The organism is Methylosinus sp. Sm6 (assembly GCF_019802345.1).
Taxonomy (GTDB): domain Bacteria; phylum Pseudomonadota; class Alphaproteobacteria; order Rhizobiales; family Beijerinckiaceae; genus Methylosinus.
The window spans coordinates 1-13,287 of record NZ_JAINDZ010000017.1 but is presented as its reverse complement, the minus strand read 5'-3'; the positions used below and the strand labels follow the sequence as shown (position 1 = coordinate 13,287).

The window sequence follows — 13,287 nt, the reverse complement described above, 5'->3', positions numbered from 1 at the left end:
AATTCGCTCCGGATCAAAAAACGACGGGCAACTAGTCTTGGATCGCGACGCGCTCTTCGTCCGGATCGAGCGGCTCGAACTCGGCTTTCAGGATTTCGAACGTGTTCGGAGAAATATAGAGGCTCGACTCGAGCCGCTGGTTCCTTTTGCTGATCCGTTCCCAGGCGACATCATCCGGGCAGGCGAGACGATACAGTATAGCTTCGCCTCCGAGCGAGGCGACCAAGCCTCGCACACGATCCCGCTCTTGCCTCGACCAAAAGCCGAAATCCAGAATGACATTCATTTTCAGGGTGACGCACCGCGTCCACGTCGCCTCGATGACGTTGGATACGCGCAGCGCGCACTCTCGAAACATCGCTTGCGGAGGATCGTCGCCGTAGAGCGAGCGCATCCATTCGTCATGCGTGAACCGGACTGCCTGCTTCTCGGCTTCCAAGCGACGCGCCAATGTGGTCTTGCCGGCTCCGAGATAGCCATGGATCAGAAAGGCGGTTGCGGTCCCGTTGCGCATGATCTCGGATCTGTCCTATCGCGATCGACGCCGACACGCTTCGGCCGCATTCTAGGCCGCAATCGAGCGAGTTCAATGCGATCCTCTGTTGACCTTTCGGGCCCCGTGCCGCTATAAGGCCCCGACCAAGGGCTCGCCCCGGGGTGCGAGAACCTTTTGCGAATTTCTCGTCATGCGACGATTTCGAAGCGCCGAGCCGCGCGCCTTCGACCGATCGAAAGGAAGAAGAAAATGTCCCGCCGTTGCGAACTGACCGGCAAAGGCGTGCAGACGGGCAATCTCGTCAGCCACTCCAATCGCAAGACGCGCACGCGCTTTCTGCCCAATCTGGTCAATGTGACGCTGGCCTCGGACGCGCTGGCGCGCGCCGTGCGGCTGCGCGTCTCGGCCGCGGCGCTTCGCTCGGTGGAGCATCGCGGCGGCCTCGACGCCTTCCTTCTGAAGGCGTGCGAGACGGACCTCTCGGACAATGCCCGCGCGCTGAAGCGCGAGATCGTCAAAAAGGCGGCCGCCGCGCCGAGCGCTTGAGCCAGCAGCGGATAGCGAAAACATAAAAGACCCCGCGCCGACGACGCGGGGTCTCTTATCGTCGCCGGCCGCCCTTGCCGCCGAGCCTCTCGAGGTCGACCGCAATCGCTCCGGGCGGCATGTCAGCCCCAGATCGACAACGCGACGCTGAGCAGCAGGGGAAGGGAGGCGAGCGAGAAGATCGCGGCGACGCACAGAACCCTCTGGACGTCGAGCGGCTCGTAAGACGCCGCGGGCAATCCCGCATTTCGAACTTTGCCAAAGGAAATCATTACGCAACCTCTCACTTTCATCCGCCGCGCGAGGCGCGCCGGATGATCGTCACATCACGCGAGCGCCACGATCGCGCCGAAACGTAAACGCCTATGCCGCCCTCGAGTTCCCGCCGCCGACTCTTGGTTTCGGCGCGGTTGAGCGCTGAGCGCTGAGCGCTGAGCGCGAAATTAACAGTTTTTCAATCTTCGGCCTATCCGGTGAAACACCGAGGCCGTAATTCGGCCGTTCTGGACACCGATGCTTCCCGCTCTGATTTTTCGGAGCGAGTTCATGAAACCCTTCTTTCTCCGTCGGTTCTTCTCACGAGACGAACGCCGCTTCCGTCCCCTCCTCGCCGATGCGCTCGCGGTCGCCTGCGCGGCCCTGCAGCTCGTCGAGTCGCCCTCGAGCGAGCGCCGCGAGATTATCGTGGAGGCGCTGATCGCTGCTTGGCTGGCGAGCCTCGCAGCCGGCCTGTTGGCGACGGCGCTGCGGCGAAACGCTGCGCAGGACTACGCGCTGCAATCATTCGCAGCCCTCGCTGCGGGCGCCGCGATATGGTTCTCCGAGCCGCTCGCTCTCTTCCATCCGGCTTTCTTCGCCGCCCTCGCCTTCGCCTGCCTCGCCGCCCCTCTGCCGGCGTTGAAGGACGCCGAGGCCTATTGGGCGTTCGTCGAAAAATTCTGCTTCGCCGCGCGCGTCGCCGGGCTCGGAGCGGCGGTCGGTTGGGTCAGCGTCTGGGCGACCATTTGGAGCGCAGAGCTGCTATTCCATCTCTATGACGCACAATCCTCATGGAAGACGAGCCAGCGCGCGGCGATCTTCCTGTTCTTCGGCGTCGCCCCGATCGTATTCGCGGCGCGACTGCCTGCGGTGGAGGAGATCGGCCTCGCAGCGGGCGCGAGGGACCTGACCCGCCGCGGCGTCGCCGCTGTCACGAATTGGGCGCTCGCGCCCTTCGTCCTCGTCTATTCTGCGCTGCTGTGGGCCTATGCCGGCAAGATCGCGCTTGCAGGCTCGCTGCCAATGGGCGAGGTCGGCAGGATGGTCGGCGCCTTCGGCTTCTCGGCTCTCGCCACGATCGCCTTTGTCTTTCCCGATCGCGCGAGCGGGCCGCGCCACGTGCGTCTGCTCTGGCGCATCTGGCCCTATCTCCTACCCGCCCCGCTCATCCTGCTCACCGTCGCGATCTGGGAGCGGGTCGACGCCTATGGATTCACGCCGGACCGCTATATCGCCGTTTTACTCACCGCCCTCTGCGCGGCGAACGGCGTCGTCGCGCTCGGCCGGCGCGAGCGCATCATCCGCTTCGCCCCCGCCGCCGCAGCGATCGGGTCACTCTTGGCGAGCCTCGGCCCATGGGGCGCGATCGCCGTCTCGACGCGCTGGCAAGCGGCGTCGATGCGATCCATTCTCGTGGCCCATGGCGCGTCGACGGACAACCGCCTCGCCGACAACGACGAACGCATCGCATTATCCGAGGCCGAGACGAAAAAATGGCAAGCCGCGCGAGACGTGCTCGAACGCCATCATGGCTGGTCGGCGCTGTTCCCCGGCGCGCCGGAGGACGCTCGCACGATCGAGCGCGCGCTGCAAGCGCGTGTGATGGTCAAGGACTCCCTACAATCTGCGCGCCGTACGAAGTTCTTCACCGCCTCTTCGGAATCGAGCTGGCTGGCGAGCGATGACGCGCTCCGCACAGCCCACGTCGTCGCGCGCATCGTCGTGCCCGGAGCGCGAACCGAAACGCTTCGAGGCCCAGGCGCGGATAACGCGAGCGCAAGCCTGACCTATGAGGCGAATGGCTCCCGCTTGATCGTCGAGGCGCCGGGTCACGTCCGGTCGACGTTCGATCTCGCCGATCTCATGTGGCGCCTGGCCGAAAACAAGAGCAGACTCGCCATGCCGCAGATCGTGACGACGTCCGACGGCGCCGGCGATCTCGCCCTGCTCGTCGATGCTCTCGCCATCCGTGTCGACGACGGCGTCAGCGCGCCGACGCGATACAGCGGCTTCGTGCTCGCGACGAAGTGAGCCTCACTCCGCCGCGATCGGCCTGCCGCGCGACGAACGCCGGGGCGCGAGCGGCGTCCGCGCATTCTCGCTGAACAGTTCGGCGAGCTTCTCGGTCATCGCGCCGCCGAGCTCCTCCGCGTCGACGATCGTCACCGCGCGGCGGTAGTAGCGCGTCACGTCATGGCCGATGCCGATGGCGATCAGCTCGACCGCCGATTTCGTCTCGATCTCATGGATCACATGACGCAGATGGCGCTCGAGGAAATTGCCGGGATTGACCGAGAGCGTCGAATCGTCGACCGGCGCGCCGTCGGAGATCATCATCAGAATACGCCGCTGCTCGGGGCGCGCCAGCAGCCGGCGATGCGCCCAATCGAGCGCCTCGCCGTCGATATTCTCCTTGAGCAGCCCCTCGCGCATCATCAGGCCGAGATTGCGGCGCGCGCGCCGCCAGGGCGCGTCGGCCGCCTTGTAGATGATGTGGCGAATATCGTTCAGCCGGCCGGGGTTGGGCCGCTTGCCGTCGCCGATCCAGGCTTCGCGCGACTGGCCGCCCTTCCACGCCTTGGTGGTGAAGCCCAAAATCTCCACCTTCACGCCGCAGCGCTCCAGCGTGCGCGCGAGAATGTCGGCGCAGGTCGCCGCCACAGTGATCGGCCTGCCGCGCATAGAACCGGAATTGTCGAGCAGCAGCGTCACCACCGTGTCGCGGAAATCCGTGTCCTTTTCGCGCTTGAAGGAGAGCGGCTGCTGCGGATCGATGACGACGCGCGGCAGGCGCGCCGGATCGAGCATGCCCTCCTCGAGGTCGAACTCCCAGGAGCGGTTCTGCTGCGCCATCAAGCGCCTTTGCAGGCGGTTGGCGAGGCGGCCGACGACCGAGGAGAGATGCAGGAGCTGCTTGTCGAGATAGGCGCGCAGCCGGTCGAGCTCCTCGGAATCGCACAGATCCTCGGCCTTCACGATCTCGTCGAAGCGCGTCGTGTAGACATGATAGTCGCCGCCGGCGCGGTCGAGCGGCGGCGACTGGCCGCGGCGCGTCTCCATCGCCTCGTCGAGATCGCCGGCTTCGACCTCCTCCATCTTCTCGGCGTCGGGAGATTCGGCGGGCTCGCTCTCGCCCTCCTTCAGCGAGTCCTCGGAGGCCATGGCGGTCTCCATCTCGGAGGAGCCGGAAGGCGTCTCGTCCTCGTTCTCGTCGCCTTCGGACTCATCGGGGCTCTTCGGCTCGTCCTGCTCGGAATCCTCCGACTGCTCCTCGCCGCCGGCGCTTTCGCCCGCAAGCTCGAGCGCGGTGAGCAGCCGATGCGCCAGCTGCGCGAAGCTGCGCTGATTCTCGATCGCCTCGGGGAGCTTGTCGAGATCGGAGCCGGCGCGCTCCTCGACGAAGGGGCGCCAGAGATCGACGAGCTTGCGCGCATTGGGCGGCGGCGCGAGGCCGGTGAGCCGCTCCCGCGCCAGCAGCGCCAGCGCGTCCTCGAGCGGCGCGTCCTCGCGGCTCGCAATTTCGCCGAGCCTGGCGCGAGAATAGCGATCGTCGAGCATGGCGCCGATATTGGCGGCGACGCCGGTCATGCGCCGCGCGCCGATCGATTCGACGCGCGCCTGCTCCAGCGCGTCGAAGGCGGCGCGCGCCTCGAGATCGGCGGGCTGCAGGCGGCGGTGAACCGCCTCGTCATGGCAGGCGAGGCGCAGCGCGATCGAATCGGCGTGGCCGCGCAGAACCGCCGCATCCTGCGCGGTGAGCTTGCGCGGCGGTTCGGGCAGGCGCGCCTTCGCCTTTCCGTCGGAGCCGAACAAGGCCGCGCGCTCGGGCGCAAAGGCGACCTCGAGCTCCGGCGTTCTCGCCATGGCGCGCATGGCGCCGGCGACGGCGCGCTTGAATGGCTCCTGCGGAGCCTCCCTCGGCGTGGCGGGCTTGCGATTCGTGGCCATTCGTCTTTTTCTGCTGCGATCCCGAGCGGCGGCTGACGCGCTCAATATAGCCGATGTTCGGCGGCCTGCTCCAAGAAAGACGCGCATGGTCCGCGATCCCGCAAAGAGATGGCGTTTGTGTTTTATAATCAATTAGCTAGATGAAATTATGAAGTCAATGTGACAACATTTTCACGCAAGATGTTGAAACATTTACGTTTTTTTCAAAGCGATCGGTCACATTAGCGCCATTCGGCGCCGCCCGGCGCTTCGCCAGCCCCGTTTCCCCCCATGAAGAAAATCGCTTCGCAATATGGCGTCGCCACCCAGTTCGCGGATGTCGAGGAGCTCTGCCTGAACTGGCAGGTCGAGACGACTCCGGACCGACTGCCGCCCTATGAGCAGATCGGGATCGGCAGCCTCGGGCGCCTCGCCGACGATCTGGCGCTCGCCATACGCCGCAGGAACGGCTCCTACGAGATTCTCTACGGCGGCGACGGCGTCGCGGCCTGGCTCGGCGTCGCGCCGCATCGCCTGCCGACCGACCAGCTTCCCCGCAATCACGCCGACGCGCTGCACGACGCGCTGGGCCTGGCGCATCTGCGCGCGACTCCCGCCGCGACCCTGGCCCGCACGATTCGCGACGGGCTGGTGCGCACTTGCGAGATCGTCGCCTTTCCGCTCTCCAGCCGCTGGGGCGGCGCGCTGTTTTTGATCTTCGCGCGCGAGCGCGCCTCGACGCAAAATCTCGTCGACGCGATCTATCGCGCGACGCGCGACGGCCTCGTCACCCTCGCCGCCGTCCATGAGGCCGGCCGCCGCATCGTCGATCTGCAGATCGTCAGCCTCAACGAGAGCGCCTCTCGCATTCTCGGCGGCTCGGAGGGCGACCTGCAATGGCGGCGGCTGCGCGAGATCGCGCCCGAATGGATGGGCAATGGGACATTCGAACGCCTCGGCGCGATTTTCGAGGCGATGCGGCACGACGAATTCGACGTCGCGCATCGCGCCGGCGGCAAGACCACGCATTTGCGCGTCGCCGCCTCGCCGATGGGCGACCTCATCGGTCTCACTCTGACCGACGTCACCGAGCTGAAGGAGCGCGAAGCCTCGTTTCGCCTCCTGTTCGAGAATAATCCGATGCCCATGTGGGTCCATGATCCGCAGAGCCTCGGCATCCTCGCCGTCAATGACGCCGCGGTCGCGCATTACGGCCTGCCGCGCGAGCGCTTTCTCGCCTCGACCCTGTTCGACCTCTATGCGGAGGAGGAATGGGCGGCGCTGGCGATGAGTCGCGATTTTCCGTCGCGGCGCCACCCGGCCGACCGCGTGTGGTCGAACAGGGCCGCCGGCGGACGCGTCATCGAGGTTCTCAATTATGCGCGCGAGCTCGTCTTCGACAACCGGCCGGCCGTGCTGCTCGCCGTCGTGGACGTTACCGAGCAGCGCGAGGCGGCGGCGCGCATCGCTCATCTCGCGCACCACGATCCGCTCACCGGCCTCGCCAATCGCACCTTGTTCCGCATGCGGCTGTCGGAGGGGCTGGAGCGCCTCGGCGAGGCCGGCGGCGCAGGGCTCGGCCTGCTCTATCTCGATCTCGATGGCTTCAAGGACGTCAATGACGCATTCGGCCATCCGATCGGCGACAGGCTGCTGGTCGCGATCGCCGAGCGGCTGCGGCGCATTCTTCCGCCGGGCGACCTCGTCGCGCGCTTCGGCGGCGACGAATTCGCGATCGTGCAGTTCGGCGCGGGACGCGCCGAGGCGGAACGTCTCGCGGGAATCGTCGTCGAGACGCTGGGCCGCGTCTGCGAGATCGACGGACATCAGGTGAACATCGGGGCGAGCGTCGGCGTCTCGGTCGCGCCCAATGACGGCGACGACGCCGACACTCTGCTGAAGAACGCCGATATCGCGCTCTATCGCGCCAAATCCGACGGGCGCGGCGTCCATCGCTTCTTCGAGTCGCAGATGGCCGCCACCATACACCAGCGCCGCACGCTGGAGGCCGATCTGCGTCACGCGCTGCGCGCCGGCGAATTCGAGATTTATTATCAGCCGGTCATCGACATAGAGACCAATGAGATCGTCGCCTCAGAGGCGCTGCTGCGCTGGTTCCATCCGATTCGCGGCGCCGTGGCGCCGAGCGATTTCATCCCGCTCGCCGAGGATACCGGGCTCATCGTGCCGATCGGCGAGTGGGTGCTGCGCGAAGCCTGCCGCGAGGCGGCGACCTGGCCCGAGCGATTCGGCGTCAGCATCAATCTCTCGCCCGCCCAGTTCCGCTCGCGGGCGCTGGCCCAGGCGGTGATGTCGGCGCTCGCCGCCAGCGGCCTCGCGCCGCGCCGGCTCGAGCTCGAGATCACCGAGACCGTGCTGCTCGCCGAGAACCACGCCAATCTCTCGGTGCTGCACCAGTTGCGCGCGCTCGGCGTGCGCATCTCGCTCGATGACTTCGGCACCGGCTATTCGAGCCTCAGCTATCTGCGCTCCTTCCCCTTCGACAAGATCAAGATCGACCGCTCCTTCGTGCGGGAGCTGCCGGAAAATCACGAATGCGGGGCGATCGTGCGCGCGGTCGCCGGCCTCGGCCAATGCCTCGGCGTGGCGACAGTGGCGGAAGGGGTGGAGACGCTCGACCAATTGGCGCGGCTGCGCGAGGAAGGCTGCACGCAAATGCAGGGCTTTTTGTTCAGCCGGCCGACGCCCGCCGCGGAGCTGCGGCGGATGCTGGCCGCCGAACGGTCGATCGAGACGGCGGCCTAGAGCCTTATCCGGATCCAATTGGATCGGATAAGGCTCTGGGGTTCTTTCTGTTGAGCGAATTCTGATCGATCGAACGATTCCGTTCGATCGGAAAGCGCTAGCGTTTTCGAAGCGCGAGCCTTCAGGCTCGTCCTCGACGGGGGCGACCCCGGCGACCGGCTCACCGCCGCGCGAAATGGTCGGTCGGGAGCAGATTCGCGGCGGACGCAAAGACGCCGGTCTGACCGCCGGTCAGGGAGGCGGAGAACAGGCTGGCCTCCGCCCGCGCCGCCGAGCGCGGCGCGCCGATCATCGAGCCGAGCGCCGAGCCCAAAGCGAGCAGCCGCGCCGAGCGGGCCGAGGTCAGCGCCTGGAAATTCGACCGATCCAGCCGCGCCGGAACCAGCGCGACTTTGGCGGCGGCGGCAGGCGGCGACTTGATGACGGAAGCGGAGAGGCGCAGCCCCGCAGCCGGCTCGGACGCCTCGCGCGCTGCCGAGACGGGCGCGACCAGCGGCGGCGGCGCGGCAGCCGGCTCGGCCGTCGGAGCATAGGCGAGCAGAGGCTCCGGCTTGGCGGGGCGCGGCTCGGGCGGCGGCGCGAGCGGCGTCGACGCCGTGGCGTCGATGAGATTGGCGATGGCGGCGACGCCCGCGCCGGACCGCAGCGGAACCGAGGCGAAGCCGTCGACCGCGGCGACGAGCCCGTAGGGTCGCGCCGGCGGCAGCGGCGCGCCGAGAAGACTGAGCCCCGAGGGCCGGCGCGGCGGCAGCGGAACCAGCGCCGGATCGGCCTCGTTCATGGCGGCCGGCGCGAGCGAGGCGACGACAGCGACCGGCGCCGGCCTCTCCGGCGGCGCGGGCTCGGGCGGCGCCTGCCGCAGCTGCGTCTCGCCGCGCGGCAGGTTTCGCTCGGCGGCCGCCAGGAGCTTTTCCGCGCGCCCGCGTCGCGGCTTTTCGACGGGCGCGGCCTCGACGGCGCCCTCCTCCTCCGCCTCCGCCAAGCGCGCCATCTGGCGCGGCGCCAGCGACGCCCATTGCCGGCGCGCGGCGGGCGGCGGCGCCGCCGCCGCGGCGTCCTCGTCGTCCTCTCCGCCGCCGAACAACATTGCGAAGAAGCTCTTGCTCTTCCTCTCGACCGGCGCATAGGAGCCGCCGCGCGCCTCGATCTCGGCCTTGGCTTCCTCATAGCGGGCGAGCGGCTGATTATTGGTCGGCAGATGCACGGTCTTGCCGTCCGGGAACAGCCGCGCCAGCTGCTCATAGCTCATGCGCGGCCAGGAGCGCACGCTGCCGACGTCGAGATGGACGAAGGGCGTGCCGGCATGGGGATAATAGCCGACGCCGCCACGCTGCATGCGCATGCCGATCTCGCGAATATGCGACATCGACATGCCCGGCATGGTCGTGTCCATCGCCTTGCCCAGCATGTGCTGGGAATAGCGCGCCACCGCCCGCGAGCGGGCGCGCAGCATGGCGTTGGTCTCCGGCGAGCGGTAGGCGGAGACGACATGCACGGGCTCGCTCGCCCCGGCCTCGCGATAGGCCTGCCAGACGACATCGAACAGGCGGGGATCCATTTTGGCCGGCTCGTCGCGCCGCCAGTCGCGCAGGAACCAGTTGAGCTTCTCGAGCACGCTCTCGTCATAGCGGCCGTTCACCAGATAGGTCGCGGCGATCTGCTCTTGAGTATGGGCGTGATAGAGATAGAGCGTGCGAGTCTCGCCATTGGCGACCGCGTCTTCGGTGAAGGATGGAACAAAAAACGCCGCGAGGATCGCGAAAGCGCCGGCGACGCGGGCGATCGATCGTGACTCGGCAAAAGACGTCAGTCTCCAGCGATCCAGCAAATTATCTCGTCTTTCCGCTGGCGGCGGGCGCGGGCGCCCGACGTGTTGGCTCATTTGCGCGCGAGGAGGCGCGAGACTGCGATGGGAAGAGTCACCCGTCGGCGAAGCGCCCGATCAGCGCTTCTCCGTGACGCGGAACGCATTGGGTTTGCGCACGCACGCCACGATTTGCCCGCCGACTGTGTCCGTAGAGCAACATCGTGGCGAAAAATAGCCGAGGCGCCATTCGGACACAATGCCGCGCTCGCGCTTTCTTTGTCATTGCTGCGCGAGCCGCGCTGGCAGCGGCGGGACGAAGGCGCCGCTCGCGAGGATCGGCTGGCCGCCCGGAATGAGCGGCGGTGCCGGATGTTCGGCGGGCGTCGGCGCGATCGCCGCCGTCGGCGGCCGACGGGGCGGCTCGGGCGCGTCGACGGCGCGGACGCCGATCGAGGCGGTGGGGCTCGGATCGACGCCGAGCGAGCGAGGCGGCTCGGGCCGGGCCACGGCGACGCGGATCGGACGTTGCGGATCGGGCGCGGACGAGCCGAAGGCTTCAGCGACCGCGCCGCGGACCGTCTCGGCGAGATCCCCGATAGAGCCTCCATGCGGCGCTGCGGGCGCGGCCGGCGTCCGGCGGCGCCGCAGGGGAGTTCCTTCGGCGATCATCGTGCGGTCGCCGTTGCAATTGCGCACGCCGAGCGAGATCAGCTCATTGCCGGTCAGCACCTTGTATTGGCGGGTGAGCCCGCCGAGACGCTGCTGCACGGCGGACGGATAGGAGCGAAACAGCTCCGCCGAGACGCCGGCGTCGGTCTGACGGTCGATCGCATTATAGGCGAGATGGAACTTCACCAGCGAATCGGGATAGACACAGACATTGGGCAGGCTCAGCGCCAATGTGCAGGCCGATCGGCATTCATGGAGACGGACCTCACGGCTCTCGCGTCGATAGATTTCCGTTTGCGCCTGATAATCCGAGACGAGACCGCCCACGTCCTTATAGACGATGACCGGCGCCGGAGACGGCGGCGGCGACAGATAACCCAAGCAACACCCCTACGCTCGACGAGGACAGGCCCCGAGGAAAATTCACCACTTCATGGTGAACAACCTCTTAAGCAGGCGATCATCCTCTGACGCCGACCCGCAGCCCCGGCGCCGATCGTTCTTGCAGGATATTGCGGCGAAAATGAAAAAGCGCGGCGGGCCGCCCGCCGGTGTTCAGCGAGACGTCGCCGGTCGGCTCGACGGCGGCGGAGGTCTCGACCAGGCGCCGGAAATTCTGCTTGTGCAAATGGCGACCGGCGATCGCCTCCACCGTTCGCTGCAGTTCGGTGAGCGTGAAGGCCGGGGGCATCAGCTCGAAGATCACCGGGCGATATTTCATCTTGGCGCGTAGCCGCCCCATGGCGGTCGCCAGGATGCGGCGATGGTCGTGCTGCATGGGCGCGCCGAGCGGCGGCGGACGCCGCCCGCGCTGCAGCGCCGCCTCGCGCCCGTCGCGCCAGGCCTCCTCCACCAGCCCCGCCTCATAGAGCAGCTCGTAGCGCTCGAGCGCATTTTCGTCGTCGAAGCCGCGGCTGGCCGGCTGAAACAGCAGATTGACCCGCTCGCGCCGGCGCAGGCCCGAAGACGACAACGCCGCGGGAGCCGCCTCGACCCATTCGGCGAGGCCGGGGAGGATCGTCGTCTCCAGCAGCTCCGGGCGACCCTGGCGCCAATCCTCCCAGGGGAAGAAATCATACCAGCTGCGAAAGCCGGCGAGTTCGCCGGTCTGGCCCTCGGCGATCCGCGTCAACGCGAGATAGCCGACGGAAACGACGTGCGGATCGCGGTCGCCGGCCCGCGCGTGCCGCCCGCGATCGCCGAAAGTATAGAGCTGCTCGACATAGCCGAGGCTCATGCCGGTCTGCTCGGCGACCCAGGACCGCAGCCCGATTTCGAACGTTCTGTGCCGGACGGGATCGAACGGTCCGGACGGGAGAGTGGCGCGCGTGTCGACCTCGCTCGCGCGCACGGTGAGGATCAACGGCGCGTCGCCCTGCACGGCGACGATCGCGGCGGTGAGGCCGATCTCGACCGGCAGCGGGCCCGTTGTATCGTCCCTCCGCTCGCTGGTCGCGCCGAGGCGCGAGGTCACGCGAGCTCGAGCGCGAAGGGCGCTCCCTCGAAACAATCGGCGCCGCGGCCGATGCCCTCGATCGCTTCGGACATGCGGCCGTCGCGGCGCAGAATTTTGTCGGCGAGCGCGACGAGGCGCCGATTGGGCGTCGCCGTCGGCGAGGCGCGCCGCAGATCGAGGGCGAGCTCGCCCTCGCTCTTCTGCGGCGACAGGGCGCAGGCGAGAATGAAGGCGGCGGCCGGCGAGCGGCTGACCCCCGCATAGCAATGAATGACCAACGGCTCACGGCGATCCCAAGCGGCCGCGAACGCGAGCAGCGTCTCGATATGCTCGCAGCAGGCCAGGACATGTCCTTCCTGGCGCACGTCGATGTCCGAGACGGACAGACGCAGATGGCGCTCCGGCGCGATCTCATTGGGTCGCACGAGGGAGGCGCCGCCGGTCAGAATGGTGACCAGCGAGCGGGCGCCGCTGGAGCGGACCGTGTCGACGACCTTGGTGAGCGAGCAGACGTAGAGGCGCGCCATTTTCACCCCCCCTCATCCCCTCGTTCGATCGCGGCGAACCGGGCGAGAAAACTTTGTTGCGCCGCCTCCGCGCCGAGCGGAGCGAGCGCCTCCTCGCAGGCGTCCGGCGCGATCGCCGGGCGGCCGAAGATGCGCTCGGCCTCGGCGCGTGTAAAGCCGGCGAGATGCGTCGCCTCGAAAAACGCCGCGGCCTTGTCCGCGCGCTTGGCGAGGCGAAGCAGCGCCGCATCGGGTTCGGGCGGCAGGGAGAAACGCAGGAGAATCGCGGCGAGGATGCGTTTCTCGACGCCCTTGTAGGCGTCGCCGATCACCGTCTTGAACGGTGAGATCATGTCGCCGATCACATATTCGGGCGCGTCATGCAGCAGCATGAATAGCCGGCCCCTTCGATCCAATCCGGGTTCCAGCGCGCCGGCGATCGCTTCGACCAGCAGGCTGTGCTGCGCGACCGAAAAAATATGTGGACCGATCGTCTGGCCGTTCCAGCGGGCCACTCGCGCGAGGCCATGGGCGATGTCCTCGATCTCGATATCGAGCGGCGAGGGGTCGAGCAGATCGAGGCGCCGGCCGGACAGCATGCGCTGCCAGGCGCGCGGCGCAAACTGCGCGGTCTTGTCTTTCACCCGCCTTCTCCGGTGGACGCCGTCTGCGCGCCGCGGCGGCGGAACGCCGGCCCGCGATGACGCTGTCCTCGCCCAATATCGTAGAGGGCGTCGGCGCGACAAGCGCGCCGAAGCACGCCGCGGCAATTTCTTCGGGCGGAGGCGCCTCGCGCCGGCCGGCCGTCATCGAATGGCGACGCACCAAAGAAAAACCGGCCGGACCTTTCGGTCCG

The 13,287-nt window shown here is 67.6% G+C and carries 10 protein-coding genes; 3 read left to right on the top strand and 7 right to left on the bottom strand.

Translation table 11 applies throughout. The annotated features are described in order from the left end of the window. Positions 1-31 precede the first annotated feature (31 nt). Entirely contained in the window at positions 32-514 is a 483-nt protein-coding gene (locus K3F48_RS12730) for an AAA family ATPase (RefSeq protein ID WP_222575819.1), read from the bottom strand. A gap of 231 nt (positions 515-745) precedes the next feature. On the opposite strand from K3F48_RS12730, the gene rpmB reads away from it, so the two are divergent. Beyond that, complete coding sequence (rpmB, locus tag K3F48_RS12725; RefSeq protein WP_222575818.1) at positions 746-1,042, top strand: 50S ribosomal protein L28; 297 nt, start codon at positions 746-748, stop codon at positions 1,040-1,042. Positions 1,043-1,588: 546 nt separating this feature from the next. Beyond that, positions 1,589-3,331 (top strand): DUF4153 domain-containing protein, encoded by a 1,743-nt coding sequence (locus K3F48_RS12720; protein WP_222575817.1) that lies wholly within the window; start codon positions 1,589-1,591, stop codon positions 3,329-3,331. A 3-nt stretch (positions 3,332-3,334) separates the two neighbouring features. Here the strand turns inward: K3F48_RS12720 and cobT are convergent, their stop codons facing one another. Continuing rightward, positions 3,335-5,248: a cobaltochelatase subunit CobT gene (gene cobT / locus K3F48_RS12715; RefSeq protein ID WP_222575816.1), complete on the bottom strand. Its 1,914-nt coding sequence runs from the start codon at positions 5,246-5,248 to the stop codon at positions 3,335-3,337. 270 nt (positions 5,249-5,518) lie between these two features. Between cobT and K3F48_RS12710 the strand changes: the two genes are divergently transcribed. Next, positions 5,519-7,993: a bifunctional diguanylate cyclase/phosphodiesterase gene (locus tag K3F48_RS12710; protein WP_222575815.1), complete on the top strand. Its 2,475-nt coding sequence runs from the start codon at positions 5,519-5,521 to the stop codon at positions 7,991-7,993. Between the two features lie 160 nt (positions 7,994-8,153). Here K3F48_RS12710 and K3F48_RS12705 read toward each other — a convergent pair whose 3' ends face one another. The 5 genes from K3F48_RS12705 to K3F48_RS12685 form a co-directional block, all read right to left on the bottom strand. After that, positions 8,154-9,821, bottom strand: coding sequence for a DUF882 domain-containing protein (locus tag K3F48_RS12705; protein ID WP_255608944.1), 1,668 nt, complete (start codon positions 9,819-9,821; stop codon positions 8,154-8,156). Positions 9,822-10,079: 258 nt separating this feature from the next. After that, positions 10,080-10,850 (bottom strand): hypothetical protein, encoded by a 771-nt coding sequence (locus K3F48_RS12700; protein ID WP_222575813.1) that lies wholly within the window; start codon positions 10,848-10,850, stop codon positions 10,080-10,082. A gap of 79 nt (positions 10,851-10,929) precedes the next feature. Next, positions 10,930-11,943 carry an NAD regulator gene (locus K3F48_RS12695; protein ID WP_222575812.1) on the bottom strand — a complete coding sequence of 338 codons (1,014 nt, stop codon included), beginning with the start codon at positions 11,941-11,943 and terminating at the stop codon, positions 10,930-10,932. Then, the gene (locus tag K3F48_RS12690; RefSeq protein ID WP_222575811.1) at positions 11,940-12,452 is read right to left on the bottom strand and encodes a tyrosine phosphatase family protein; all 513 of its coding nucleotides are present in this window, start codon (positions 12,450-12,452) and stop codon (positions 11,940-11,942) included. The genes K3F48_RS12695 and K3F48_RS12690 overlap by 4 nt, the downstream gene beginning before the upstream one ends. A gap of 2 nt (positions 12,453-12,454) precedes the next feature. Then, positions 12,455-13,030, bottom strand: a complete 576-nt coding sequence (locus tag K3F48_RS12685) for an HD family hydrolase (protein WP_222575892.1) — start codon at positions 13,028-13,030, stop codon at positions 12,455-12,457. Positions 13,031-13,287 lie beyond the last annotated feature (257 nt).

Bases quoted from the DNA above. Each gene is read 5' to 3' on its own strand.
- K3F48_RS12730 (WP_222575819.1), bottom strand. From the start codon at position 514: ATGCGCAACGGGACCGCAACCGCCTTTCTGATCCATGGCTATCTCGGA.
- rpmB (WP_222575818.1), top strand. From the start codon at position 746: ATGTCCCGCCGTTGCGAACTGACCGGCAAAGGCGTGCAGACGGGCAAT.
- K3F48_RS12720 (WP_222575817.1), top strand. From the start codon at position 1,589: ATGAAACCCTTCTTTCTCCGTCGGTTCTTCTCACGAGACGAACGCCGC.
- cobT (WP_222575816.1), bottom strand. From the start codon at position 5,248: ATGGCCACGAATCGCAAGCCCGCCACGCCGAGGGAGGCTCCGCAGGAG.
- K3F48_RS12710 (WP_222575815.1), top strand. From the start codon at position 5,519: ATGAAGAAAATCGCTTCGCAATATGGCGTCGCCACCCAGTTCGCGGAT.
- K3F48_RS12690 (WP_222575811.1), bottom strand. From the start codon at position 12,452: ATGGCGCGCCTCTACGTCTGCTCGCTCACCAAGGTCGTCGACACGGTC.
- K3F48_RS12685 (WP_222575892.1), bottom strand. From the start codon at position 13,030: ATGCTGTCCGGCCGGCGCCTCGATCTGCTCGACCCCTCGCCGCTCGAT.